This is a genomic window from Saccharopolyspora sp. NPDC049426 (assembly GCF_040676935.1).
In the GTDB taxonomy this organism is placed as follows: domain Bacteria; phylum Actinomycetota; class Actinomycetes; order Mycobacteriales; family Pseudonocardiaceae; genus Saccharopolyspora.
Genome location: NZ_JBFAPZ010000003.1, coordinates 488,181 through 513,735, shown reverse-complemented (window position 1 = coordinate 513,735; position 25,555 = coordinate 488,181). Strand labels below are relative to the sequence as shown.

22 protein-coding genes and 2 pseudogenes are annotated in these 25,555 nt (G+C 67.7%); 14 read left to right on the top strand and 10 right to left on the bottom strand.

From position 1 onward, the window contains the following. The first annotated feature begins 88 nt into the window (after nt 1-88). Entirely contained in the window at nt 89-1,018 is a 930-nt protein-coding gene (locus AB0J78_RS08565) for a LysR family transcriptional regulator (RefSeq protein WP_363788059.1), read from the top strand. Nucleotides 1,019-1,445: 427 nt separating this feature from the next. On the opposite strand, the pseudogene AB0J78_RS08560 reads toward AB0J78_RS08565, so the two are convergent. Both AB0J78_RS08560 and AB0J78_RS08555 read right to left on the bottom strand, forming a co-directional pair. After that, a pseudogene (locus AB0J78_RS08560) lies at nt 1,446-1,718 on the bottom strand (helix-turn-helix domain-containing protein); the annotation flags it as partial. 67 nt (nt 1,719-1,785) lie between these two features. Further along, nucleotides 1,786-2,223, bottom strand: a complete 438-nt coding sequence (locus tag AB0J78_RS08555) for an Hsp20/alpha crystallin family protein (protein ID WP_363788138.1) — start codon at nt 2,221-2,223, stop codon at nt 1,786-1,788. 432 nt (nt 2,224-2,655) lie between these two features. Between AB0J78_RS08555 and AB0J78_RS08550 the strand changes: the two genes are divergently transcribed. The 5 genes from AB0J78_RS08550 (at nt 2,656) to AB0J78_RS08530 (ending at nt 6,473) form a co-directional block, all read left to right on the top strand. Continuing rightward, the gene (locus tag AB0J78_RS08550) at nt 2,656-3,429 is read left to right on the top strand and encodes a decarboxylase (protein WP_363788058.1); all 774 of its coding nucleotides are present in this window, start codon (nt 2,656-2,658) and stop codon (nt 3,427-3,429) included. A gap of 306 nt (nt 3,430-3,735) precedes the next feature. Further along, nucleotides 3,736-4,410 carry a YbhB/YbcL family Raf kinase inhibitor-like protein gene (locus AB0J78_RS08545; protein WP_363788057.1) on the top strand — a complete coding sequence of 225 codons (675 nt, stop codon included), beginning with the start codon at nt 3,736-3,738 and terminating at the stop codon, nt 4,408-4,410. A 155-nt stretch (nt 4,411-4,565) separates the two neighbouring features. Beyond that, nucleotides 4,566-5,459 (top strand): oxygenase MpaB family protein, encoded by an 894-nt coding sequence (locus AB0J78_RS08540; protein ID WP_363788056.1) that lies wholly within the window; start codon nt 4,566-4,568, stop codon nt 5,457-5,459. A 130-nt stretch (nt 5,460-5,589) separates the two neighbouring features. Continuing rightward, nucleotides 5,590-6,072, top strand: a complete 483-nt coding sequence (locus AB0J78_RS08535) for a DUF4383 domain-containing protein (RefSeq protein ID WP_363788055.1) — start codon at nt 5,590-5,592, stop codon at nt 6,070-6,072. A 125-nt stretch (nt 6,073-6,197) separates the two neighbouring features. Then, nucleotides 6,198-6,473, top strand: coding sequence for a hypothetical protein (locus AB0J78_RS08530; protein ID WP_363788053.1), 276 nt, complete (start codon nt 6,198-6,200; stop codon nt 6,471-6,473). Here AB0J78_RS08530 and lipA read toward each other — a convergent pair. The 5 genes and pseudogenes from lipA to AB0J78_RS08505 form a co-directional block, all read right to left on the bottom strand. Further along, nucleotides 6,461-7,366: pseudogene (gene lipA, locus AB0J78_RS08525) on the bottom strand (lipoyl synthase); the annotation flags it as partial. The gene AB0J78_RS08530 and the pseudogene lipA sit on opposite strands and share 13 nt — an antisense overlap. Nucleotides 7,367-7,430: 64 nt before the next feature. Then, complete coding sequence (gene lpdA, locus AB0J78_RS08520) at nt 7,431-8,801, bottom strand: dihydrolipoyl dehydrogenase (protein ID WP_363788051.1); 1,371 nt, start codon at nt 8,799-8,801, stop codon at nt 7,431-7,433. A gap of 9 nt (nt 8,802-8,810) precedes the next feature. Beyond that, a complete protein-coding gene (locus tag AB0J78_RS08515) occupies nt 8,811-10,328 on the bottom strand; it encodes a 2-oxo acid dehydrogenase subunit E2 (protein ID WP_363788050.1) in 1,518 nt (505 codons plus the stop codon). 2 nt (nt 10,329-10,330) lie between these two features. Further along, a complete protein-coding gene (locus tag AB0J78_RS08510; RefSeq protein ID WP_363788048.1) occupies nt 10,331-11,362 on the bottom strand; it encodes an alpha-ketoacid dehydrogenase subunit beta in 1,032 nt (343 codons plus the stop codon). Between the two features lie 13 nt (nt 11,363-11,375). Continuing rightward, a complete protein-coding gene (locus tag AB0J78_RS08505) occupies nt 11,376-12,341 on the bottom strand; it encodes a thiamine pyrophosphate-dependent dehydrogenase E1 component subunit alpha (RefSeq protein WP_363788047.1) in 966 nt (321 codons plus the stop codon). 373 nt (nt 12,342-12,714) lie between these two features. Here AB0J78_RS08505 and AB0J78_RS08500 point away from each other — a divergent pair, with 373 nt between their 5' ends. From AB0J78_RS08500 to AB0J78_RS08490, 3 genes are all read left to right on the top strand, one after another. Continuing rightward, nucleotides 12,715-13,923 carry a GAF domain-containing protein gene (locus tag AB0J78_RS08500; RefSeq protein WP_363788045.1) on the top strand — a complete coding sequence of 403 codons (1,209 nt, stop codon included), beginning with the start codon at nt 12,715-12,717 and terminating at the stop codon, nt 13,921-13,923. A 114-nt stretch (nt 13,924-14,037) separates the two neighbouring features. Continuing rightward, nucleotides 14,038-15,099 (top strand): 2,3-butanediol dehydrogenase, encoded by a 1,062-nt coding sequence (locus tag AB0J78_RS08495; RefSeq protein ID WP_363788044.1) that lies wholly within the window; start codon nt 14,038-14,040, stop codon nt 15,097-15,099. Between the two features lie 162 nt (nt 15,100-15,261). Continuing rightward, nucleotides 15,262-15,537: a YggT family protein gene (locus tag AB0J78_RS08490; protein WP_363788043.1), complete on the top strand. Its 276-nt coding sequence runs from the start codon at nt 15,262-15,264 to the stop codon at nt 15,535-15,537. A 206-nt stretch (nt 15,538-15,743) separates the two neighbouring features. On the opposite strand, the gene AB0J78_RS08485 is transcribed toward AB0J78_RS08490, so the two are convergent. Beyond that, on the bottom strand, nt 15,744-16,988 hold the full coding sequence (locus tag AB0J78_RS08485) for an ROK family transcriptional regulator (RefSeq protein ID WP_363788042.1): 1,245 nt from the start codon (nt 16,986-16,988) through the stop codon (nt 15,744-15,746). Nucleotides 16,989-17,438: 450 nt separating this feature from the next. On the opposite strand from AB0J78_RS08485, the gene AB0J78_RS08480 reads away from it, so the two are divergent. The 5 genes from AB0J78_RS08480 to ugpC are packed head-to-tail and all read left to right on the top strand — an operon-like array spanning nt 17,439 to nt 23,466. Continuing rightward, on the top strand, nt 17,439-18,695 hold the full coding sequence (locus tag AB0J78_RS08480; protein ID WP_363788041.1) for an ABC transporter substrate-binding protein: 1,257 nt from the start codon (nt 17,439-17,441) through the stop codon (nt 18,693-18,695). 35 nt (nt 18,696-18,730) lie between these two features. Next, nucleotides 18,731-19,759 carry a sugar ABC transporter permease gene (locus AB0J78_RS08475; RefSeq protein WP_363788040.1) on the top strand — a complete coding sequence of 343 codons (1,029 nt, stop codon included), beginning with the start codon at nt 18,731-18,733 and terminating at the stop codon, nt 19,757-19,759. Then, a complete protein-coding gene (locus tag AB0J78_RS08470) occupies nt 19,756-20,619 on the top strand; it encodes a carbohydrate ABC transporter permease (RefSeq protein WP_363788038.1) in 864 nt (287 codons plus the stop codon). The genes AB0J78_RS08475 and AB0J78_RS08470 overlap by 4 nt, the downstream gene beginning before the upstream one ends. 40 nt (nt 20,620-20,659) lie before the next feature. Then, nucleotides 20,660-22,333 (top strand): alpha-amylase family glycosyl hydrolase, encoded by a 1,674-nt coding sequence (locus tag AB0J78_RS08465; RefSeq protein ID WP_363788037.1) that lies wholly within the window; start codon nt 20,660-20,662, stop codon nt 22,331-22,333. A gap of 29 nt (nt 22,334-22,362) precedes the next feature. Continuing rightward, entirely contained in the window at nt 22,363-23,466 is a 1,104-nt protein-coding gene (gene ugpC, locus AB0J78_RS08460; RefSeq protein WP_363788035.1) for a sn-glycerol-3-phosphate ABC transporter ATP-binding protein UgpC, read from the top strand. Between the two features lie 345 nt (nt 23,467-23,811). Here ugpC and AB0J78_RS08455 read toward each other — a convergent pair whose 3' ends face one another. Next, nucleotides 23,812-24,555: a histone-like nucleoid-structuring protein Lsr2 gene (locus AB0J78_RS08455; protein WP_363788033.1), complete on the bottom strand. Its 744-nt coding sequence runs from the start codon at nt 24,553-24,555 to the stop codon at nt 23,812-23,814. Nucleotides 24,556-24,558: 3 nt separating this feature from the next. Continuing rightward, the gene (locus AB0J78_RS08450) at nt 24,559-25,113 is read right to left on the bottom strand and encodes a hypothetical protein (RefSeq protein WP_363788032.1); all 555 of its coding nucleotides are present in this window, start codon (nt 25,111-25,113) and stop codon (nt 24,559-24,561) included. Between the last annotated feature and the right edge of the window lie 442 nt (nt 25,114-25,555).

The following is a 25,555-nucleotide window of genomic DNA, read 5'->3' as shown; positions in this document are numbered from 1 at the left end:
TGGACTCCCAGATGAACGGTGGTCCGGGCTACGGCGTCGTGACCATGTCGAAACGCCAAATCTTCCGACGCGGAGGTGTCGCACAACGATGACGCTGAACCAACTGCGCGCCTTCGTCACCGCCGAGCGCCTGGGGTCGTTCACCGCGGCGGCCTCGGAACTGGACATTGCCCAAGCTTCGGTATCAGAACTCATCCGACGGCTGGAAGAGGAGCTCGATGCCGTGCTCTTCGTGCGAGGATCGAGGCGGTTGTCGCTGACCACCGCCGGCACCGAACTGCTGCCCTACGCGCGGGAGAGCATCGCCGCAGCTGAGGAGGGCGCGAGAGCAGTCACATCGCTGGGATCACTCGGCGGCGGCACCGCGACCTTCGGCGTGCTGCGCAACGCCGACTTCTACCTGCTGGGCAACCTCGTGCAGACCTTCCACCGCAAGTACCCAGCGGTGCGCGTGCGGCTCGTGGGGCAGAACTCGGCCGAAACGGCCGCCGCCATCTCCGCGGGAGAGATCGAAGCCGGACTGGTCGTGCTGCCCGTTGACGAGGACGACCTGATCATCACCCCGCTCATGCAAGACGAGGTGCTCTACGTCAGCGCCGATCCCAACAGCGTGGCGGCCGCAGGAATCACGATCGAACAGTTCGCACAACGCCGCCTCGTGCTCTACGACGCCCATTTCGGCTGGAAGGACCCGACTCGCCGGCAACTCGCCGACCGCGCTCAGCTGGCCGGCGTTCGGGTTGAACCCCTGATTGAGATCGAGCACGTCGAAGCGGCGTTGAAGCTGGTCGCCGCCGGAGTCGGCGACACGATCGTGGGGTCCGCCCTGCTCAGAAGTCCGGCTTTCCCGGCCGGGCTACACACGGCGTCCTTCGCCGAGCCGCTGTTCGACACCATCGCGTTCGCCCGTAAAAGGGGTCGCCCGCTATCGCGAGCGACACGCGAGCTGGCGAGGCTAGCCGAAGACGCCATCAGCGAAGCCCGCGGCCCTGATGCTCGACCTCGACGGCAAACCTGACAGCCGAGTTGCTGGGCAGTTTGAGCAGCCGGGCGCGGCGCTGATCGGGCAGATCGGCAGGCCTGCTCATGATCCACGAGGGCAGGCGCCGCGGGGACGGGATGATCCGGTCCCTTGCTCTCGGCCCTGGTTGAGGTACTTGTACAGGCTTGGGTGCCGCGCGGTGCGCAGCTGCTAACGCCCGTCCGGAGTCAAGCTCACTCGCTAGATCCCCACCGCCGACTGCCTTTCACCGCTCGGCGGGCGAGGTGTCTTGTGGGCCGGGCCGGTTCGCCAGCGTCGAATGCGGCGAGAGCATTTGCCGGTGTCTGGTCTCGTGCGCGTGCTGGTCAGCGGGTGTTGGAGTCTGGGCTGTCTGCTCGGTTCTGGCCGTGGAGCCGGTGTTGTCGAGCTCTGTGATACGCAAGCGCGCGGTGGTCAGGTCGCGTTCGAGTTCGGCGATGCGGCAGGCGGCGGCGAGGACGGTCAGGCCGCAGTCGAGCAGTTCGCGTACGCGGGCGGCCAGGGCGAGTTCGGTGCGGCTGTAGCGGCGGTGCCCGCCGGTGGAACGGTCCGGCGCCAGCAGCCCGGCGGCATCGAGGCTGCGCAGGAAATCCGGGGTGACACCGAGCATCTCGGCGGCGCGACCCATCGTGTAGGCCGGGTAATCGTCATCGTCGAAGGCAGTGGTGGCCCGGCTAGTCGGGGGCTGATCGGTCATCTCCACCTCGCGTGCTTTACGGCGTGTCCGGGCCCGCAGCCATTGCGGGCCCGGACACAAGCGTCACTCAGCTGGAGCCTTCAATGATCTTGCGGCCGCTTCCGTGGCCCACTTCGATGCGCCGCGGCTTGGCCTGCTCGGCCACCGGCAAGGTCACGGTCAGCACCCCGTCGGTGTAGTCGGCGCGGATGTTGTCCAGATCCAGGCCGCCGCCGAGCGTGAGCTGGCGGGAGAAGGTGCCTCGGGGCCGCTCAGCGGTCAGGTAGCTGATCTCGCGATCGCCGCCTGTGCGCTCAGGGCGCTGGGCTCGCACGGTCAGGGTGTTGTTCTCCGCGCTGACCTCCAGCGAATCGGGGTCGATGCCGGGCAGGTCGAACTCGACCACGTAAGAATCCCCGGTCCGGTAGGCATCCATGGCCATGGTCTGCGGCGCCCGGGAGCTGCCGAACACCTCACTGGTCAGCCGATTGAGATCACGGAAAAGCGGATCAAACGCCAACGTCATCACTCACCACTTCCTCGGCTGTGTTTGTCACACAATTTCCAACGAATTCCACTGGTGAGCACCGGGGACGATCCCACGCGAGCTGCTCCGCTCCCCAGTGCCTGGCTAGAGGAACTATCGTTACGCAGCCTGTCATCCTCTTGATCTGTGCTGGTCAACCTCTTGTCAATCAGCCTGCGCCATCTATTCTGGAACTGCCACCTCAGATTTTGCAAGTTTTTGCAAGTCCGCTAATTCGCATTATATGTCGGCGCGTGGCTAGATTTTTCGAGAGTGAAAGGTGGTGCGTGCAGAAATGACTGGGCAGCATGTGGTCTATCGACCGGATCGAACCACCACTGCACGCCCGGCACCGCCGCGATGGCACGAGCGACTCCTGCACGATGTCCGGGGCGACCACGACTGAGTGGTTCTACTGCGATACTCGCAAGGGTGATCCGATTCGCGCTGCTTTATCCCACTCCGGAGGCTGCCGAGGACGACTTCATCGACATCGCCGCACGATGTTCGCCGCCGGCCGAGCTCGTCCCGGTCCACTTCCCCTGGCCAGAAGGGGCCGAAGACCTCACCGTGCTAGGCACCGAGCAAACCTACGCCGCGGTCCGCACGCTCGGCTCAGACACCCACCTCCAACAGGTGATCCATGCACTTCACGGATTCGACGTGGCAATCTTCGCCGTGACCAGCGCCAGTTTCCTGCATGGCGAGCACGGCGTTGACCACCAGCTTGACACCCTGCGGCGTCTGACCGGACTGCCCACAGTCAGCACCACATCGGCGTTTCAGCATGCCGTGAGACATCTCGGGTTGACCAGAGTGGCGCTGGCCTCGGTCTATCACCCCTCAGCCAGCGACCACTTCATCCAGCGCCTCGCCGAGGCCGGCGTAACCACCGTCAGCCGCGTCGACGCCGATGCCTCGTCCGACCGCGAACTCGCCGACTGGACCAGCACCCAGATCGACGCGCTGGTCCAAGCATGCCTGCACGACCAGGCGCAAGCCGTAGTCCTGCCTGAGACCGCACTGCACACCGCCGCGATCGCCGAGCGACTGGACGAAACTGCCGGCCGTCCGGTCCTCACCGCCACCCAGGTCAGCATCTGGGCCGCCTACGACACCATTGCCCGACGACCCCGCACGACGAACGCTGGCGTCTTGTTCGTCGGAGCCGGAGCAGCCCGTCCCGCTGGGACCAACCTTGGTTGACTTCTCAGCAAAGGCGCGTGCAGATTCGCCGGAACCGACCCGCCCGATGTTCGCTGTTCGGCACCTCGTGCGGCTGCAGGTAGGCGGCTGCTTTGATGAGCGCCTTTCCAAGCGGGTTCATGGCCCGGTACTGCGAGCACTGGCGAAGTGATGTCTCCACGGCTCGTTGCCCGATCGCCTCCGTCCGTGCGCCGCGCATCGGACAGGAGGACGGGCGTTTCACCACCGGAGTGCGCGGATACTCGCTGGGTGACCAGAGTTCACGCCGACCACCCGGGTGATCGGGTGTCGAGGGGGAGTGCGGTCATGCCGGAACCCGGAAGCCACCAGTACGACGTCGCGCGCGCCCGGCGCCGCAAGAAGCACAGCGACGAGGGCATGTCGGACGAGAACGCCGACCGGGTCACCCAGCGCGAGCTCCAGCGGGACAACCCACCGCGACGGCCGTCGGACGATCGCGCGCAAGGCCCGCTGGGTGAGCGGCCGTCGGGCGAGCCCGGCGGCAAGGGACGCGAGCGGGACCGGAAAGGTGGCGGCATACACCTCCGCAGCAGCACCTTCAACGACCACGACGTGCTCCCGCGCTGGTCCAGCAAGGACGGCGAGGACATCGCGCCGACGCTGGAGTGGGACGGCGTGCCCGACGACGCCGTCGAGCTCGCCGTCGTGTGCGCGGACCCGGACGCCCCGAACGGCACGTTCCTGCACTGGCTGGTTTCGTCGCTGCCACCCTCCGTGGACCGCATTGACCACGGCGAAGCACCCGCGCGTGCGGTGGAATCACGCAACGACTTCGGCGAGTACGGCTGGTCCGGTCCGATGCCACCGGTCGGCGATGCCGCTCACCGGTACTTCTTCCACGTCTTCGCCAGCAACCGGCCGCTGAATCTCGGTTCTGACTCCGGACTCGACGAGCTGAACCGCGCGTTGGCCGACAGCGAAGTGGCGCGAGGAACCATGGTCGGGCTGTACCAGCGTTGACCTCCTCACCACGCGCGGCCACCGGTCGTCGACGACCACACCTGCGGTGCTCCTGAGCCCGCTGCTCCCGCGGGCGGCGACCGGCCTGCGGGGGCGCCGACACCGATCCGCTCGCGCCCTGGCCTCCAGGCCGGTGGGAGGCCCATGCTGGTTCCGTGACGTCGGAGAAGGTGCTGGGTCCGCTGACGTTGCTGCGGCAGCGTTGGGGAGCCGCGCTGTTCGAACGCGTCGCCGGCGCCGATGGTCCGGCCAAGCGGGCCCGCATCCACGGCCTGCCGGGCCCGCGCTGGTTCTCCGAGGACCGGCCGATCCGCCGGGTGCACGCCGATGCCGCCATGTTCGTCGGCGGGCTGCGGGCGCTGCTGCTGCAATCGCTGCACCCGCTGGCCATGGCGGCCGTGGCCGCGCACTCCGGATATCGGGGAGATCCGTGGGGGCGCCTGCAGCGCACGAGCACCTTCCTCGCGGTGACGACCTTCGGCACCGCCTCCGACGCCCAGGACGCGGTGGCCACCGTGCGCCGCGTGCACCGTAAGGTGCGCGGCTCGATCCGCGATGGGCGGACCTACCGCGCCAGCGACCCGCACCTGCTGGGCTGGGTCCACGTCGCCGAGGTGGACAGCTTCCTGCGATGCCACCAGCACTACGGAGCGGTGCCGCTGGACGATGACGCCTGCGACGCCTACATCGACGACATGGCGCGCATCGGCACCGAACTCGGCGTCGTCGATCCACCGCGCGACCGCGCCGAGCTGGCCGCACGGCTCGCGGCCTACCGCCCGGAACTGCAGGGCACGCCCGAAGCTCGGGCGGCCGCCCGTTTCCTGCTGCTCGATCCGGCGGTGCCGGTGGTCGCCCGGGTCCCCTACGCCTTCCTGGCTTCCGCGGCGGTCGCAGAACTGCCCGCGTGGGCGCGGTGGCCGCTGCGCCTGCCCTACCTGCCGGTCACCGAGGCGACGGCGGTCCGCCTCGGCGGGCACGGCATCGTGGGCGCGATCCGCTGGGCGATGACGGCCCCTGCGCAGGCGGGCGGCGCGGACCGGAGCTGAGCAGGCTCGCGGCGGTGCTGGCCACGATCGCGCTACCGAGCGGTCGTGGCGAGCCCGGCTGCGCCCCGCCTTCGTTTGCCGCCCACGCGCTCGGGTACGCCTGGGCCGAAGACTAAGAGGAGCGCAGGTTTTGGCAGAACGCGTCACTGGTCCGCTCGGGTGGAGGCTCGTACACGCCGTGGAGGGCGTGCTGCTCATGGTGCTCGGGGCCGCGGGACTGATCGCGTTGGCGGTGCCACCGGAGGACCAGCCGCTCGTGGTGTTCGAACTCAATCCGGCGCATGCCGTTCTCCTGCTCCTCACCGGGGTGCTCGCCTTGATCTCGACGTGGTCGTTGCGCACGATCCGGTGGTTCGCCGCAGCTGAACTGGTCGTGTTCCTGGTTCTCTTCGTCTACGGCACCGCCCAGAGCACGGCGGACGAGTCGAGCACGATCTTCGCCCTCGACCCACCGGAGAACTTCCTGCACGCCGCGCTCGCGTTGCTGGGCTTCATCGTCCTCTGCGGAGCTTACGTGGTGCCGGGGTCGGCGGGCCGGCGGCGACTGATCACCACCACGCATCGCCCGAAGGCTCGCGAGGCCAGGAGCGGTGAAGAAGACACGCCGCGGTAGCTCCGGCCAGATATCGGTGAGGGGTTTTCGCGGTTCAGAGCCTGTGGAGACCCTCTTTTTTGTTCTTGTTTTGCTCCCGGAGTCAAGCACGCCGCTCATGGACACCTTGACTACGGAGATTTCGAATGGCTGTTTTTGATCTTGGCAAGCTCACCGAGGGCCTGTCGACGGTGTGGACCGGATACCTGCGGGACTGGGAGCGCAGCCTGCGTTCGGTGAACCATCCCGAGACCACTCGCTACAACTATCTGCTCGCCGCCGGCCAGCTCGCTGGCTACCTCGCCGAGCACTCCCCGGACCCGGATGCCGACGACGCTGCGGAGGACCCGACCGAGGTCACCCGCGATCACATCGAGGCGTTTCAAGGGACACCCGCTGTCGAGGCCACGGCGTGTGCGTAGAGCCGTCCGGCGCGGTAGGAGGACCGCACCAGTGGTCCCGCCAGTACCCCTGCGAAGCCGGTTTCGGTGGCGAAACGGGAGTGCTCGGCGAACTCTTCGGGTTTGACCCAGCGTTCGACGGGGTGATGTTTGGCGGATGGCCGGAGGTATTGGGTGATCGTGAGGAGGTTGCAGCCGGCGTTGTGCAGGTCGGTGATGGTGGCCTGCACTTCATCCGGGGTTTCGCCCATGCCGAGGATGAGGTTGGACTTGGTGACCAGCCCGTGTTCCCGTGCGGCGCTGAGCACGTCCAGGGATCGCTGGTAGCGGAACGCGGGGCGAATTCGTTTGAAGATCCGGGGCACGGTCTCGACGTTGTGCGTGAGCACTTCTGGTCGTGAGTCGAAGACGTCCTTCAGCAGTCCGGGATCGCCGCCGAAGTCGGGGATGAGGTTCTCGACGCCGGTGCCGGGGTTGAGCGCGTGGATCTGGCGGACTGTTTCGGCGTAGACCCAGGCTCCGCCGTCGTCGAGGTCGTCGCGGGCGACGCCGGTGATGGTGGCGTAGCGCAGGCGCATGGTCCGCACGCTCTCGGCGACCCGGTGCGGTTCGTCGCGGTCCAGTTCGGTGGGTTTGCCGGTGTCGATCTGGCAGAAGTCGCAGCGTCGGGTGCACTGGTCCCCTCCGATGAGGAAGGTGGCCTCGCGGTCCTCCCAGCATTCGAAGATGTTCGGGCAGCCCGCTTCTTCGCAGACGGTGTGCAGTCCTTTGCGTCGGACGAGGTCCTTGAGCTCGGTGTAGTGCGGGCCGGTTCGGGCGCGGGTGCGGATCCAGTCCGGCTTCGGTTCGATCGGCGTTCGCGCGTTGCGGGCCTCGATGCGCAGCAGCCTGCGTCCCTCGGGGGCGACCGTCATGTTCTACTTCCTCGCTGAAATCCGGGTCCGCGGGGCGTGTGAGGCCCCGCGGACCCGGAGGTCGTCAGGTGTTGAGCGGGCGGCCGAGTGCGGCGAGCACCGACTCGTGCATGGCCTCCGACAGGGTCGGGTGGGCGAAGACGACCTCGGCGAGGTCGTCCGCTGTGGCTTCCAGGGAGCGGGCGATGCCGAAGCCCTGGACCTGTTCGGTGACCTCGGGGCCGACCATGTGCGCTCCCAGCAGTTCGCCGCTGGTGGCGTCGAAGATCGTTTTGACGAAGCCCTCGGGTTCGCCGAGGGCCAGCGCCTTGCCCGATGCGGTCAGGTCGAAGCGCCCGATGCGTAGTTCCCGGCCGGTGGCCGTGGCCTGTGCTTCGGTCAGTCCGAGGCTGGCGACCTGTGGGCGGGCGTAGGTGCAGCCAGGCACGTAGTCGTGGTCGAGCGGTGAGACGTGCCCGACTCCGGCGAGCTTTTCCACGCACAGCACCCCTTCGTGGCTGGCTTTGTGGGCCAGGCACGGGGCTCCCGCGACGTCTCCGATCGCGTACAGGCCGAAGACGTTGGTGCGGCACCACTGGTCGGTTCGCACGAAACCGCCGTCGAGCTCGACCCCGAGTTCCTCGAGGCCGAGCCCTTCGACGTTGCCCTGCACACCCGCCGCCACCAGCACCCGGTCGACGGTGATCGGGTCGCCACCCAGAGTCGCGGTCACCGCATCCGTGCCGACGGCGATCTCGGAGACCGAGGTCGAGGTCCGCACGCGCATTCCGCGCTTCTCGAACCGCGTGCGAACGTGGTCGGCGACCTCGGGGTCCTCGGCGGGCATGATCTGCGGCGCCAGCTCGACGAGGGTGACCTCGCTGCCCAGATCGGCGTAGAGGCTCGCGAACTCGACACCGATGGCTCCGGATCCGACCACCAGCAGGGACTTCGGCAGTTCCGCGGGAACCAGCGCTTCGAAGTAGGTCCACACCCGGTCGCCGTCGGGAATCACACCCGGTACTGGCCTCGGGCGCGCACCGGTGGCCAGGATGACGTGATCGGCGCGGTACTCCGCACCGTCGACGTCGACGACACCCTTGCCCGTCAACCGGCCGGAACCGGTGATCACATCGACACCGTTCTTGCGCATCAGGTAGCCGACGCCGCTGGAGAGCCGCTCCGACACCGAGCGGCTGAACTCCACCAGTCCCGCCATGTCGAAATCAACACCGGTCGCGCTGAAACCCAGCGGCTTGAGATTCGCCAAGGTGTGGGCGACGTCCGCGCCGTGCAGCAGCGCCTTGGTCGGGATGCAGCCCCAGTTCAGGCAGATCCCGCCGAGCCGGTCGCGCTCGACGACCGCGGTGCGCAGACCGAGCTGCGCGGCGCGGATCGCCGCCACGTAACCACCGGGCCCGGCACCGATGACGAGCACGTCGTACTTCTCGCTCATGGACACTCCCTAGACCAGCATCAGGGCCGGTGACTCGACGAATCGCTTCAACTCGGCCAGGAAACCGGCGCCCAGCGCTCCGTCGATCACCCGGTGGTCGCAGGAGAGCGTGACCGTCAGGATCGTGCGCGGGACGACCTCGCCGTTCGCGATGACCGGTCGCTGGGTGCCCGCTCCGACCGCGAGGATCGCTGCCTGCGGCGGATTGATGATCGCGTCGAACTCGCGCACGCCGTGCATGCCGAGGTTGGACACCGTGAACGTGCCGCCCTGGAATTCCTCGGGCGCCAGCGTGCCGCTCTTGGCCTTGGTGACCAACGAGTGCACCTCCTCGGAAACCGATGCCAGAGAGCGGGTGTCGGTCTTGCGGACGATCGGCGTGATCAAGCCGGAGGGCAGGGCGACCGCCACGGAGACATCGGCGTGGGTGTAGCGGCGCACCGACTGGGTCTGCTCGTCGAACTGCACGTTGACCTCGGGCACTCTGAGCAACGCCGCCCCGCACGCCTTCACGATGAAGTCGTTGACCGACAGCTTCACCGACGGCACCGTGGCGTTGATCTGCTTGCGCAACGCGAGCAGATCGTCGATCTCGAGGTCAGCGGTGAGCCGGAAGTGCGGGGCATCGCGCTTCGACGCTTGCAGCCGCTGCCCGATCGCCTTGCGCATCGAGTTGAACGCCACGGTTTCGAACTCCACCGGGGTCTCGGCATCGCTCGAGGCTTCGGCGTTCGCCGTGACCAAGCCGAATTTCCGCTCGGCCTCGCGGACGTCTGCTTCGCAGACCCGCCCGCGCGAACCGGTCGCCCGGCAGTCGTGCAGGTTGATGCCAAGGTTGCCGGCCAACCTGCGTGCGACCGGGGTCGCATCGACCTCGCTGTCGTCCTGAGACGAGCGGCCAGGCAGACTGGAGCGAACCGGGGGAGGGGCAACTGATCCCCCAGCTGCGCGGATGGCGTTGTGCACGTCCTCCACTGAGACCCGACCGGCACGGCCGCTTCCGGTGACCTTGCCCAGGTCGATCGTGAGCTTCGCCGCCAGCTTGAGCGCGTGCGGGGTCGCGAAGACCTCGCCAGTGGCCAGCCCCTGCAAGGACTCCGGCACTTGAGTGGAGCCCGACGACGCCTCCGGCTTCGGGACGGGAGGCGCCGTCGAGGTAGGAGCCGCTGCCGGAGCGCGTGCTGCTGCCGGAGCGGCGGCTTCGGCCGGGGCGGGGACTTCGGCCGGTACCGGGGTCGTCCCGCGGGACGACAGGAACTCGTCGATCTCGGCATCGGACACGGTTTCAGCCGCCGACACGGCCAGAACTCCGCCCACCGGGAGCGTCTCGCCGGGCTGGGCGACGATCCGCCGCAGCAGCCCGTCGAACGGTGCCTCGAGCTCGTTGGTGATCTTGCTGGTCTCGACCTCGCAGAGCAGGTCGCCCTTGCGGAAGCTGGTTCCCTCCGACACGCGCCACACGGTGACGGTGCCCTCCTCCATCGACAGGCCCCACTTGGGCACCTCGATCGCGTTGATCTCGCTCATGATCAGGCCGTCACCACCTTGCGCACCGCGTCCTCGATCCGCGCGGCGTCGGGCATCCAGGCGTTCTCCAGCTTCGGTGAGAACGGCACCGGCGTGTGCGGGGGCGTCACCAACTCGACGGGGGCACGCAGGGAACCGAGCGCCTTCGTGGCGATCAGCGCGGCGACGTCGTGGCCGAACCCGCACCGCGCGGCCGACTCGTCGACGATCACAACCCGGCCGGTGGCGGCCACCGACTCCAGCACACCCTCCTCGTCCAGCGGCGACACCGTGCGCGGGTCGACCACCTCCACCGAGATCCCCTCGGCGGCGAGCTTGTCGGCCGCGGCGTTGGCGGCGTTGACCATCGCCGACAACGCGATCACCGTGACGTCGGTGCCCTGGCGGGTGTAGTTGGCGATGCCGAACGGGATCGTGAACGGATCGTCGGGAACCTCGCCCTTGGTGTCGTAGAGCGTCTTGTGCTCGCAGAACACCACCGGGTCGTCATCGCGGATCGCCTGGATCAGCAACCCCTTGGCATCGTGAGCGTTCGAGGGCGCGACGACCTTGAGGCCGGGCACCGCGGCGAAGACGTTGTACGGCGACTGGGAGTGCTGGGCTGCGGCGTTGAACCCGGCGCCGATCATCCCGCGCACCACCAGCGGGGTGCGCGCCTTGCCGCCGAACATGTACCTGAACTTGGCCGCCTGGTTGTACAGCGCGTCGTAGCAGACCCCGAAGAAGTCCATGAACATCAGCTCCGCGACCGGCCGCAGACCGGTCAGCGCCGCGCCGGCCGCCATCCCGATGATCGCCGACTCGGTGATCGGGGTGTCGATGACCCGATTCGACCCGAACTCGCCCCACAGGCCCTTGGTGACCCCGAGAACGCCGCCGAAGGCCTCGATCTTCTTCGTTTCCAGATCCGGATTGGTTCCGGCGTGGCCGCCACGCAGATCCTCACCGATCTGCACCACGGTGGCGTCGCGCTGCATTTCCTGGGCCAGCGCGTCCTTGACCGCTTCGCGGTAGGTCTTCTTCGACGAAGTCATGATTTCCGTTCCCTCAGTACGACACGTAGACGTCGGTCAGCAGGCTCTCGACCTCCGGGTATGCCGCCGCGCGGGCCTTGGCCACGGCGTCGTCCACCCGGAGCCGGGCTTCCTCTTCGATCGCGTCGAGTTCCTTCGCACTGGCCTTCCTGGAATCGACCTTGGCGCGGAAGTTCAACAGCGGGTCCTTGGTGCGGCGCAGTTCCGCGACCTGCTCGGGCGTGCGGTAGAGCTGGGCGTCGCCCTCGAAATGGCCGAACCAGCGGTGCGCCCGAGCCTCGATGGCGGTCGGACCGCCACCGTTGCGTGCGCGTTCGACGGCCTCCCGGGTCGCCTCGTGAACCTCGAAGAAGTCGGTTCCGTCGACCGAGACGGCGGGCATTCCGAAGGAGGCGGCGCGCGCGGCGATGTCCGGGGCGCCGACCGCGTAGTCGGTACCGGTGGCCTCGCCGAACCCGTTGTTCTCGATGACGAACACGATCGGCAGTTGCAGCACGACCGCCATGTTCATCGCCTCGAAGACGGTGCCCTGGTTGGAGCCGCCGTCACCGGTGAACGATGCCGCCACGCCGCCGTTGCCCAGCGTCTTGGAGCTCAGAGCAGCGCCGATGGCCAGGGACGGTGCGCCACCGACGATCGCGTTGGCGCCCAGCATGCCCACCGACAGGTCGGCGATGTGCATCGAGCCGCCCTTGCCGCGGCAGAGTCCGTCCTCCTTGCCGAAGATCTCGGCCATCATCCCGTGAATGTCACAGCCCTTGGCGATGCAGTGCCCGTGTCCGCGGTGGGTGGAACCGATGTGGTCGGTGTCGCGAAGGTTCTCGCACACGCCGACCGCGATCGCTTCCTGCCCCGAATAGAGGTGGATGAACCCGGGAATGTCGCCGGTCGCGTTCTCCTCGTGAAGGCGGTCCTCGAATGCTCGAATCTCGGACATTCTCCGATACGCACCCAGCAGTGCCTGCTTGTTCAGCGCCATGTTGCTCCTCTTCGCCGCCGTTGGGACGCCAAAGGTATGGCGGAGTCGTGAGCGGTAACCAGCGTTGCGGCAGGTTGCATCGGCGCCGGAATGCTCGTACCTGAAAACCGAGATTCGATTCAAGGAGAATCGGAATGCAACCCGTTGCAACCCTTGCGTGGGAATTGGGTTGAGCAGTCTGATGTGGCGATGTCACCTCGGCGACACATCGCGGTTACCGGCGAGGACGCACGTGGTCAAGATGAAAGATCCGCCCACGAACAGGAGGACTGTCTCCAGTAAATCGATCGGCGTGAGGACATCGCGGTCCTCCGACTGCCGGGTTCGGTGGGGCCGCGACCGGATGCGCCAGCCCAACCGACAGGAGTAGCCGATGAAGACCGACCGTCTCGAAACCGCTGTGCCCGCCGGTGTTGACCCGCACCAGTACACGCGCGCGCTCTCCCGGGTTCACGAGGCGGTGCTGTCGGGGCAGCACCCGCCCGTGCAGCTGCGGCCGCTGATCCGCCAGTCCTGGGGTCGAGTACGCCGCCAGGGCGTCGACCCCGACCGCGGCGGCGGCTGGCGGACAGCCTCCTCAGGCGAGGTCGAGGAACGTCGCGCCGCCTGCGGTCTCACCGAGGATGCGCTGCTCGCTCTGCGAACCGGCCTGGTGCCCGTGGCCCGGAGCGCGGGTCACATCGTGGTCATCGTCGACGTCGACGGCCGCGTGCTGTGGAGGGACGGGCATCCAACAGTGTTCCGGCGCGCTGATCGCCTGGGCCTCGTTGAAGGGGCCAGCTGGGCCGAGAACGCGGTCGGTACCAATGCCATCGGCACCGCTCTGGTCGAGGACCGGCCGGTGCAGGTCCACTCGGCCGAGCACTTCGTCCGCACCCACCACGCCTGGACCTGCTCCGCGGCGCCGATCCACGACGCCGCCGACGGACGACTGCTGGGTGCGGTCGACATCAGCGGGCCTGCCGACACCGTGCACCCCAGCACGCTGGCACTGGTGCACGCCGTCGCCGGTCTCGCCGAAGCCCGGCTGCGCGAGGCTCACCGCACCCGCCTCGACAGGCTGCGCGCGATCGCGACGCCGCTGCTGGCCAAGCTCAACGGGCAAGCTCTGGTGACCGACCGCCACGGCTGGGTCGCCGCTTCCACCGGGCTGCCGCCGACCGACCGCGTCGTCCTGCCGGAACGCGCTGACGTCGAGCAGGTCTGGCTGCCCGCGTTCGGGACTTGCTCGCTTGAACCGCTCCCCGAAGGAGTCCTGCTGCGCCCGCAGGGGGAGCGGTCGGTGGTCGGAACCCGGCTGGTGCTCGACATCGGTTCGGCCCGACCAACGCTGACCGTGCACCGCGACACGGGCAGCTGGACCTATCCCCTGAGCGGCAGGCACGCCGACATCCTGGTCCACCTGGCCGCGAACCGGGCGGGCAACAGCGCCGCCGATCTCGCCGAGCACCTGTTCGCCGATCGCACCAGGACCATCACCGTCCGCGCGGAGATGTCCCGCCTGCGCAAGCGGTTCGCCGACCTGCTCGACCACCGGCCCTACCGCTTCCTGCCCGACCTGGACATCACCGTCGCAACGTGAGGTATCAGGCCGGCTCGGGCGACCGAGCACCGCGCGTTCCCGACTCCCTCCACCCCACGGCGTGGCCGGTTCCTGACGCAGGTGGAACCGCTGAGCACACGAGAGGAATTCGACATGACGGACACCATGCAGGCAGCGGTCTACCGAGGACGGCGCAGTCTGAGCGTCGAGGAGGTGCCGGTGCCGGCTCCCCGCTACGGCGAGGTTCTCGTCGAAGTCGGGTTCAACGGGATCTGCGGCACGGACCTGCACGAATTCTTCGCGGGACCGATCTTCGTCCCCGACGGCGTCCCGCACCCCTTGACCGACGAGGCGATGCCACTGGTCATGGGCCACGAGTTCTCCGGCACGATCCGCGAAGTCGGCGCCGGTGTGACGGGCTGGTCAGCGGGAGACCGGGTGGCCGTCGAGCCGGTCTACCGGTGCGGCGAGTGCGCCCCGTGCAGGGCGGGTCACTACAACATCTGCCAGAAGATCGGCTTTCACGGGCTGATGTCCGACGGGGGCATGGCCCGGTACACGACGGTGCCGGCCTACATGCTGCACCGGCTGCCCGACTCGGTGTCGCTGGAGCTGGGCGCACTGGTCGAGCCGATGTCGGTCGCCTACCACGCGACGACGCTGGCCGACCTGAACCCCGGGGACACCGCGCTGGTGTTCGGGGCCGGCCCGATCGGTATCGGAGTCTTCCACGCGCTGCGCGGGCAGGGAATCGAGAACACGCTGGTGGTCGAACCTTCGGCGACGCGGCGCGCGGCGATCGAGCGGCTCGGTGCCCGCACCGTCGACCCCGCGGACGTGGACGTGGCCGCGCTGGTCGCGGATGAGACCCGAGGGGCGATGGCGGACGCGGCCTTCGACGCGGCTGGGGTCGCGGCTGCGGTGCGCACGGCGCTCGGGTCGGTCGGTGCCCGTCGCCCCGTGGTGGCTGTCGCGATCTACGAGACGCCGCTCGAAACGCCACTGCTGGAGCTGGTCATGCACGAGTCCCGCATCCAGGGGTCGCTGTGCTACACGGGCTCGGATTTCGAAGCGGTCATCGCCTTGATGGCCGAGGGCAAGTACGACACCACGGGCTGGGTGGAGGCCATCGCGCTCGGCGACGTCGTAGCGGAAGGCTTCGAATCGCTCCACCGCGGCGAGAAGATGAAGGTGCTGGTCGACCCGGCCCGGTGACCGTCGGGAAGCGGTTGAGACGCCTGCCGGCCGCGAGCGAACGGGCTGGATGTGGGCGCGTCGCAGGTGAGCAGCTGCTCGTCCGGGGCGTCGGCACTTCCTGCGGGGGTGAATCGTTGATACTGCAGGAAGCCGGATCGACGAGCATCGGAGGAGTCCGCCATGAGCCTCATCGGCACCGTGCTGGGGTACGTCCTGACGGCGTACCTGCTGCTGCTCATCGCTCGGATGGTGCTGGATTGGGCTCGGGCGGCGACCGAGGGGCCGCACTGGGTGAGGCGCGCTCGCGCGCTGACCCACGCCGGGACCGAGCCGGTGATCGCGCCGGTGCGGCGGGTGTTGCGGCCGGTGCGCGTCGGCGAGATCTCGATCGACCTGGCCTTCACCGCCGTGTTCGTGGTCGTGCTGATCCTGCGTTCGGTCGCCTTCAACCTGTAGGGGTGTTCGGGCGCTTGCTCGCTCGTCCTGACAACCGGCAACGTGGCGGATGTCAGGACGGCTGGCAGCGGGGTCAGCACCCACCCGACACCTCGGTGTTCGCGCCACCAGTCGGTCACAAAACCCGAGGCTTCGCCGGTGATCGGCGCTCTCCTGATCTGCGCTCGGCCCCGATGCGCCATCAGCCTCCGCCCGGGCGATCGGGTTCACGCGACCGGCTGGGACCGCCGCTCGTGGTCGTTGTCCTGGTGGCCACCGTGGGGGCTGGTCAACCGGGCGCGGATCTGTTGGCCCTGCTCGCGGGCGACTCCCGTCGTGTCGAACGGTGTTGCCATGACCAGCGCTGCGGCTCCTTGTGTCCAGGTCTGGTCGTCCGAGCGGTCTACTTCGACGGGGAGGTGGCTGCGGAGGGCGGGCAGGTGGGCACGGAGTGCGGGTTCGAAGCCCGGGCGCCAGTGCTGCCAGGCGGTGGTTCCCTCTCCGTAGATCGCTACCGTTTCGGGATCGACGATGTTGACCAGGCCGGCAACCGATCGTCCGAGGATTTCACCGGCGTCGCGGAGGATCGCTTGTGCTGGTCGCTCTCCCTGGTCCGCGGCGGTGTGGAGATCGGCGATCGTCTCGTCGGCGGTCAGAACACCCTCGCGGCGTGCTGCGGAGACCAGCGCGCGATCACCGATGATCGCTTCGAGGCACCCGCGGTTGCCGCACACGCATTCCGGTCCGTTCGGATCGACCGGCGTGTGGCCGAGCTCGCCGGCGTCTCCGTGCGCGCCTCGGTACACCACACCGCTGGCCACGATCGCCGCTCCGATGCCGGCTCCGATGGTGACGATCAGGAAGTCGCGGTGTTGGCGGCCTCGGCCGTAGAGGCAGTCGGCGGCGGCCAGGGCGTTGACGTCGTTGTCCACCAGCACGGGCAGCCCGAGGCTGGTTCGCAGTCGTCGTCCGAGGGGCAGGCCGCGCCAGCCCAGGATGTCTGCGTTCACGACTCCCTCGGCGGGATCGTGGACCCCGCCGGGAACGCCGAGTCCGATTCCCAGGATCGAGCTGTCGTCCCCGTCGATGCCGTCGATCACGGCTGCGAGTGTGTCGGTGAGGTGGCCGAGCGCGTCTGCGGAAGTGGGATCGAAATCGTGGACCGAAAGATCGCGCACGGTCCCGTCGAGTTCGACGGCGGAGATGGCGAGGCGGTCCGGGGCTATCTTGACACCCAGCGCGCGCTTGGGTGACCCGGCCAGGCCGAGCAGCTGCGCGGGTCTGCCACCGCGTGAGGGAGCTGACGCGAGTTCTTCGAGCAGGCCGTGGGAGATCAGTTCCTTGGTCACCTGAGTCACGGTCGCCGGGCTGAGACCCAGGCGCTGCGCGATCTCGGTCCGGCTCAAGGAACCGGACGTCCCGGCCAGGGCGAGGACGGCCGCGCGGTGGTGGTCTGTCGACGGTGAGGCCACCAAGCAACCCCTTTCGCTGTTTCTAAACGAAGCCCCAGATTAGGTGCCGGCCCCAAGGGGGTCAACGCGGGGGCTCCTTCGCCGCCGTGTGGCGATGTGAACTGCGATTACTGCTGACGTGAGGGCTGGGGCGGTTGCGTTCGGATTCGGCCGACCTCGCCCCTTGACGTGGCTGCCGACACAGCTTAACTTTCTACGCACTTAAATTAATCACGAAGAAACCCGCCGAGGGCTTCGGTCTGCCCAGCTCAGGGCCACCCCCATCGCACTGGCTGGCCGTTCCCGGCTTCTCAACGATCTTGAGCTGGCCGCGGGAATCGCCCCATCACGGCGGGTGGCCGGACGGCCGCAACACCGTCTCTGCAACTCGTGACTGGCTCCGCGCAGCCAGTCAGAGGTCGAACAAAGGAGATCGACGTGAAATTGAGACGCGCTACGACTGTATCGATCATGATCTCGTCGTTGCTGCTCGCCGCCGCGTGCGGCAACGGCTCCCAGAATTCGCAGCAGTCCGACGAGCTGGAAGGTCGAGGGCCGATCACCTTCGCCACCGGCAAGGACGACGGCTCCGGGCTCAACCCGAGGATCGTCGACGAGTGGAACCGAACTCACCCGCAGGAGCCGGTCCGCCTGATCGAGCTGCCTGCCTCGGGCGACGACCAGCGGCAGCAGATGATTCAGAACGCGCAGACGAAGTCGGACGCGTTCACGGTGCTGGACCTGGACAACGTGTGGATGTCGGAGTTCGCCGCCAACCGGTGGATCTCGCCGCTGCCCAAGGACCAGTTCGACACCTCGAAGTTCTTGCGGCCGAATCTGGAGACCGCCGAGTATCGCGGCCGTCTGTTCGCCGTTCCGCACGGCTCGGACGGGGCGATGCTGTACTTCCGCAAGGACCTCCTCGCCAAGGCAGGCGTTGTTCCACCGAAAACCTGGTCGGAGATGCAGCAGGCGTGCGCGAAGGTGCTCGCGCTGCCCGAGGCCGCCGGAATGTCCTGCTACACCGGTCAGTTCGAGAAGTACGAGGGCATGGTCGCCAACTTCGCTGAATCGGTGCACAGCGCCGGCGGCGAGATCGTGGGTGACGACGGAAAGCCGCACGTCAACACGCCGGAAGCCAAGCGCGGTCTGGACTTCCTGGTCGAGGGATTCCGGTCGGGGATGATCCCCAAGGAAGCGATCGCCTTCAAGGAAGCCGAGTCGCGCAAGGCGTTCCAGGACGGCAAGCTCGTCTTCACGCGCTGGTGGCCCGCTCAGTGGGCGAGCTTGAGCAAGACCGACGGCTCTTCCTCGGTGGCCGGGAAGTTCGACGTCGCTCCGCTGCCGGGACTGTCGGGCCCGGGTGTGTCGAGCTTGGGCGGGCACAACCTGGCGATCTCGGCCTACGGCAAGAACAAGGCGACCGCGCTGGACTTCATCAAGTTCCGCACCGGTGAGCAGCAGCAGAAGTTCGCCTTGGACCTGGCTGCCTCGGCGCCCTCGCTGGCTTCTGTCTACGACGACCCGGCCCTGCAGGCGAAGTACCCCTACCTGCCGGTGCTGAAGGACTCGATCACCCGCGCCGAACCACGCCCGCGAGTCATCAACTACGGAGAGATGACTCAGGCGATCCAGGACGACGCGTACAGGGCGCTGACCGGCGACAAGAGCTCTCAGCAGGCGCTCGCCGACATGCAGAGCCGGCTGGAGCAGCTGAGCAAGCCGTGACGCACGAGCGCACGAATGCGAGGGATGTCATGACGATGACCGCGGAGCGTCCCACCGACGAATTGAGTCAGGTGCGCACGCCGGGCGAAGACGGTAATCGGAGGAGAAACCCGTCCGGTAGAGCCGCGTCGACCGCGAGGCTCGCTGGTCTGCTGGTTTCACCGACGTTGCTGGTGCTGGGACTGGTCGTGGTGTACCCACTCCTGTCGGCGTTGCGGCAGTCCTTCTACACCGAAGGCGAGAACGTCGACCCCGAGGGGTTCGTCGTTGAAGGTGACCAGTTCGCCGGGCTCGCCAACTACACCAACGCGGTCGTGGGCGAGGGCGCGGGCCGATTCTGGAACGCGATGTTCAACACGACGTTCTTCACCGTCACCACGGTCACTTTGGAGGCGCTGCTGGGCGTGGCGATGGCGCTGATCATGCACCGGGCGTTCCGGGGCCGGGGCCTGGTGCGGGCGAGCGTGTTGGTGCCGTGGGCGATCCCGACCGCGGTCTCCGGTTTGCTGTGGCGGTGGATCTTCGCCCCGGACGGGGTCGCCAACACCATGCTGGGCCAACAAGTTCTGTGGAGCGCGGACGGCCCCCAGGCCCAGCTCGCGGTCATCATCGCCGAGGTGTGGAAGACCGCTCCGTTCGTCGGGTTGCTGACCCTCGCGGGCCTGCAGATCATCCCGAACGAGGTCTACGAGGCGGCCAAGGTCGACGGCGCCACCGCGTGGCGGCGCTTCTGGAACATCACGCTGCCACTGGTCAAACCCGCTCTGCTGGTGGCGGTGCTGTTCCGGCTGCTGGACGCGCTGCGCATGTTCGACCTGCCGTTCGTGCTGATCGGACAGCAGAAGCACTCGGTGGAGACGTTGTCCATGCTGGCCTGGCAGGAGGCCACCAATGTCCACTACGGCCCCGCAGCGGCCTACGCCACGATCATGTTCGGCTACGTGGCCCTCGTCGCCTTCGCCTTCGTCAAGTTGCTCGGCGCGGACGTCATCGGCGAGGCCCGCAACCGGCGTCGCGAGGGACGGAAAGCCCGCTCCAAGCAGGGAAAGGCGGTGACGGCATGACCACCACCCACGCATCCGCACGCGGTTGCGGGCGGGAACCCGCTTGGAAGCGCTGGCTGCCCAACCTCGGGATCGTCGTCATCGTCGGGTTCTGCCTGGCGCCGTTCTACTGGATGGTGATCACCGCCTTCCGGCGCCCATCGGACCAGTACGACACCTTCCCGCTCCCGCGCATCTGGTCGGTGGACAACTTCCTCGCCGTCTTCGCACCGGACACCGGTTTCGGCCGCGCCTTGGCCAACAGCCTCGCCGTGGCGGGGGTGACCACGGCGCTCACCCTGATCGTGGGGATATCCACGGCATACGCCCTGGCGCGACTCGACTTCCGCGGAAAGAACCTCGTGCTGGCGCTGATCATCGCCTGCAGCATGTTCCCGGGGATCTCGCTGATCGTGCCGCTGCTGAAGCTGTTCACCAGCATCGGCTGGATCAACACCTACCAGGCCATGATCACACCCAGTCTGTCGTTCGCGCTGCCGCTGGCGGTGTGGAACCTGACGACGTTCTTCCGGCAGATGCCGGTCGAACTCGAACAGGCGGCCATGATCGACGGTTGCACGCCGGGACAGGCGTTCCGGAAGGTGATCCTGCCACTGGCCGCCCCGGGCGTGTTCACCACGGCGATCTTGACCTTCATCATGGCCTGGAACGAGTTCATCATCGCCCTGTCGATGGTCAACGAGAAGGAGATGCAGACGGTCACCGTCGCGATCTCCAAGTTCACCGGCTCGCAGGGGTTCGAGCAGCCCTTCGGCACGCAGATGGCCGCCGGTGTCGTCGTCACCGTCCCACTGGTGATCGCCGTGCTGATCTTCCAGCGCCGCATCGTCGCCGGCCTCACCGCCGGCGGCGTCAAGTAACCCGCAACTGCCCGCACACCATCCGAGGAGGACCTCACCGATGCACGACAACGACTTGATCGATTCGCACCAGGGATCCGCACCGTGGTGGCGAGACGCGGTGATCTACCAGGTCTACATCCGCAGCTTCGCCGACGGGAACGGCGACGGCATGGGCGACATCGCCGGAATCCGGTCGAAACTGCCCTACCTGCGCGACCTCGGTGTAGACGCCATCTGGATCAACCCCTGGTACCCGTCACCGCAGGCCGACGCCGGCTACGACGTGGCCGACTTCCGCGACATCGAGCCCCGGTTCGGCACCCTCGACGACGCCGACCAGCTCATCGCCGAGGCGCACGAGCACGGCATCCGCGTCATCCCCGACCTCGTGCCCAACCACACCTCCGACCAGCACGTCTGGTTCCAAGCCGCGCTGGCGGCCGGGCCCGGCAGTCCCGAACGCGCGCGCTACATCTTCCGACCGGGCCGCGGGCCCGACGGCTCGGAGCCGCCGAACAACTGGAACTCCTGCTTCGGCGGCCCGGCCTGGACGCGGGTGAGCGAACCCGACGGCAGTCCGGGGGAGTGGTACCTGCACCTGTTCGCCCCGGAACAGCCCGATCTGAACTGGGCGCACCGCGAGGTCCGGGAGGAGTTCGAATCGGTCCTGCGGTTCTGGTTCGACCGCGGCATCGACGGCTTCCGCATCGACGTCGCGCACGGCCTGATCAAGGACACCGATCTCCCCGACGTCGTCGCACCGCAGGGGTCCGGATACGTCTACCCGGAGGGCGAGCACCCGCACTGGGACCGCGACGAGGTGCACGAGATCTACCGGCGCTGGCGGCGCATCGCCGACGAGTACCCCGGCCACCGGAAGTTCGTGGCAGAAGCCTGGGCCGATACCCCGCAACGGCTGGCCAACTACGTCCGCTCAGACGGCCTGCACACCGCGTTCAACTTCGATTTCCTGCAGGCGACCTGGAACGCCGAGCGGCTGCGCGAGGTCATCGACACCACCACCTCGAGCCTGAACGCGGTGGGCGCCCCGGCCACCTGGGTCCTGTCCAACCACGACGTCCCTCGCCACGCAACCCGGTACGGACGCCCGCCCGTCGACTGGGTTCCGGGCCAGAACTACAGGGCGGCCGGCGAGGCGGACCCGGAGCTGGGCACTCGCCGCGCTCGCGCCGCAGCGCTGCTCATGCTGTCGCTACCCGGCGGCGCGTACATCTACCAGGGCGAGGAACTGGGCCTGCCCGAGGTCGAAGACCTCCCGGAGGAGCTGCTCCAGGACCCGGTGTGGGAGCGGTCCGGGCACACCGAACGCGGCCGGGATGGTTGCCGAGTTCCGATTCCGTGGTCCGGTGAGAAGCCGCCGTTCGGCTTCAGCCCTGCCCACGCCACGGCTGACCCGTGGCTGCCGCAGCCGGAATCGTGGAAGGACCGCACGGCCGAGGCGCAGACCGGCGACCCCGGCACGATGCTCGAGCTCTACCGCTCCGCCCTGCGCATCCGCCGCGAGAACCCCGCGCTCGGCGAGGGAGACCTGGCCTGGAACGACGCAGGTGAAGGCGTCCTGTCGTTCACCCGCACGCCCGGCTTCGCCTGCGCCGTCAACCTCTCGGGGCAACCCCACCGACTGCCCGCGCACGACCACGTGCTGCTGGCCAGCGGCGAGCTGGACGACGACCTTCTCCCGCCCGACACCGCGGTCTGGCTGTCCCTGTGATCACCCGCGGTCGAGGAAAGAGGTAACTGATGGCAACCATCACCTACGACAAGGCGACCCGGCAGTACCCGGGCGCCGACCGGCCCGCGGTGGACGACCTGGCTCTGGACATCGCCGACGGTGAGTTCCTAGTCCTGGTGGGTCCGTCCGGATGCGGGAAGTCGACGAGCCTGCGGATGCTGGCAGGGCTCGAGGACGTCGACTCCGGCGCGATCCACATCGGCGACCGCGAGGTCACCCACCTCTCGCCGAAGGACCGGGACATCGCGATGGTGTTTCAGAACTACGCGCTGTACCCGCACATGACCGTGGCGCAGAACATGGGCTTCGCCCTGAAGATCGCCGGATCACCGAAGGACGAGATCAACCGGCGGGTCGCCGAGGCCGCGACACTGCTCGACCTGGAGCCGTATCTGGATCGCAAGCCCAAAGCCCTCTCCGGCGGGCAGCGGCAGCGGGTGGCCATGGGCCGAGCCATCGTCCGCGAACCCCAGGTGTTCCTCATGGACGAGCCGCTGTCCAACTTGGACGCCAAGCTGCGCGTGTCAACGCGTGCGCAAATCGCCGCCCTGCAACGCCGGCTCGGTGTCACGACGGTCTACGTCACCCACGACCAGGTCGAAGCCATGACCATGGGCGACCGGGTCGCGGTGCTCAACAACGGCGTGCTCCAGCAGTGCGCCTCCCCGCGCGCTCTCTACGAGCGGCCCGCGAACGTCTTCGTCGCCGGCTTCATCGGCTCGCCCGCGATGAACCTCGCCACCTGCGAGCTCGTCGACGGTGGGACGCAGCTGGGCGGACTGTTCCTCCCGCTGCCGCGAACGACCAGAGAAGCGGCCGGCGCCGACGGTTCCTCCACGGTCACACTCGGGTTCCGGCCGGAAGACCTCGACATCGTCGGTCCGGGCGCAGAAGGGTTGACGGGCACGGTCACGCTCGTCGAGGAACTCGGCTCCGACGCCTACGCCTACTGCAGGCTCACCGAAGGCTGCCGCACCCACGGCGAGGTGGACGTCATCGCCCGCGTCGACCCGCGCACCGGCGTCACCAAGGGCGAGCAGATCCACCTGCGCCCACGGCCGGAGGCACTCCACGCGTTCTCCGCGACCACCGGCGAACGCCTTCCCGCCTAACCACTCCACCCCGGTGCGGGCGGACATGCCGCCGCCCGCACCGGGACCACCACGGCTCCAGTCGCCGCCGGGCACCGGCTCTGTCATCGGCAGCGGAGCGACTTCACAAAGGCGGGTTGACTACTGATCAACGACCAGCTCGTGCGATTCCGACATCTTCGAGCACATCGAAAAAGAGGTCACCCCCCACGCCGGGTGAACGGCGGTCCGGATCGTCCCCACTCAACGGGCTGTTGACCTGGCCACGACCAAGAATGAGGCCCGTTCCTTGCAACCCCTGCTATCTCCGTGTCACCGCACTCTGGGGTTTGTGCCCGCTCCCGGGGCGGGGAACGGAAGTCGCACTCATCGCGGCGGCACGGCGTCAGGCGAGGTGGTGGTGTGTGGGGTGGCTTTGTAGCGGATGGGTCGGGTGCTGTCGTCGCGTTCGGCTTGGCCGTCGTTGGCCATGCGGCGGAGGAGTTCGGAGGTGGCGTTGCGTTCGATGGTGTCGGAGGTTCCTTGCTTGGTGAGGTTGGTGATCTGGGTGACTGTCATCCAGGTCCGTGGTTTGGTCAGCAGGACCTGGCTGATGCGGTCCCTGCGGCTCGGTAGGGTCTGGTCCTGGGCGGTGTCGGTCGGCTCGGGTTCGGCCGCCGGGGCTGCGTTGGTTTTTGCGGTGGTGGCGGGGGTCTCGGGGGTTTCGGCTGGGGATGGCGTGCTGTGCGGTGGTGTGTGGCGGCGTGGGTTGGTGGTTTCTTCGCGCCACTGGTCGATGACCGTGCGTTTGAACTGGTTGTTGACCGGTACTGGGAGTCCTTTTTCCTCGGCCCACTGGCGTAGTTGGGTGCGTTCCTGCGCGGACAGGTCGCTGCCTCGTGTGCCGTGTGGGCGGGTGGTTCGCCGGGGTGTGGTGGGTTGTGGGAGGTCGGGCATGGAGGCTTCGATGCGCCCGGCGTCGAGGTAGGGCCGCAGGAGTTGCAGGAGTTTGCGGTATTCGTCGGCGGCGAGGTCGATTTCCACGCGCATCTGGTCGATGTTGATCTCGTGGGTTTCGACGTCGTGTTCGGTGCCGCTGATGTCGCAGTATCGGATCTGGCGGGTGCCCATGGATCAGCGTGCCTTGCTGTTTTTGCGTGCGGGCTTGGCGGTTTTCGAGGCGCTGCGCGAGGTCTTGGTGGTGGTGCGGGTGGTGGCTTTGCGCAGGGCGGCGAGGCTTTGCCCGGCCAGTGCCTTGGAGGCCACGGAGTCGCCGATCTGGCGGGGGGTCATGCGGCCGCGTCCGGTGGGGGAGAGGTAGGTCTGTCCGTCTTGGCCGGTGCGGTACTCCAGTTGGGAGGTGACGCGGTGGAAGCGGGTACGGCCACGCGCCCGGGTGCCTTCCCACTTCTCCACCTTGACGGCTAGCTCGCAGCAGGTGCAGGTCAGCCGGCGGACGAACAGGCCGTCGGAGTCGATCTCGGAGAAGTGGATCCCGGCCTGTCGGATGGTCGGGAACAGGTGGCGGCCGCGTTCGCGGCAGGCCAGGACGTCGTCGGTGACGCGGTCGACGTAGAGGTCGACATCTTCGTCGGAGGCCTTGATGTAGCCGGTTTCCTGGTGTTGTTCACCTTGTGTCGACAGGACCTTCGGTAACTCGGTCACCTTGTCTGCCACCGCATACTCCATCCGTTTCGTGGTGTCCCGGTGATGCCGCACAGCTGTGTGGTGGGACCGCGGACTGCGGGTCGCTTAGGTGTTGTGGAATCACATTAGCGATTCCCACGTTGATCATCCACGTGTGCGGGCCATTGTTGCAAGCTGGTCTGCGAGCCGAGAGATCTTAGTGACCGCTTCCCTGCTCAGGTGCCTGGTTTCGTGCAGCGAGGTTCGGCAGTTGAATCGAAATCAATGTTCTCCTGGCCGCACTAGCCTCGCGACTAACCGCATGCGACCCGTGGAGGCGGTGGGCGATGGGACGGTGGTGGCAGGATCCGCTGAGGCGGTACGGCAAGCCGGTGCAGCAGGCATTCTTGGCCGTGGACTGCCTGATTCCCAGCTGTTCGGTCAAGTTCCGTTTATCGATCTAGGCGTTCACAGCAGGGGGTGGGCCGGGCCTTGTCCGATGAGC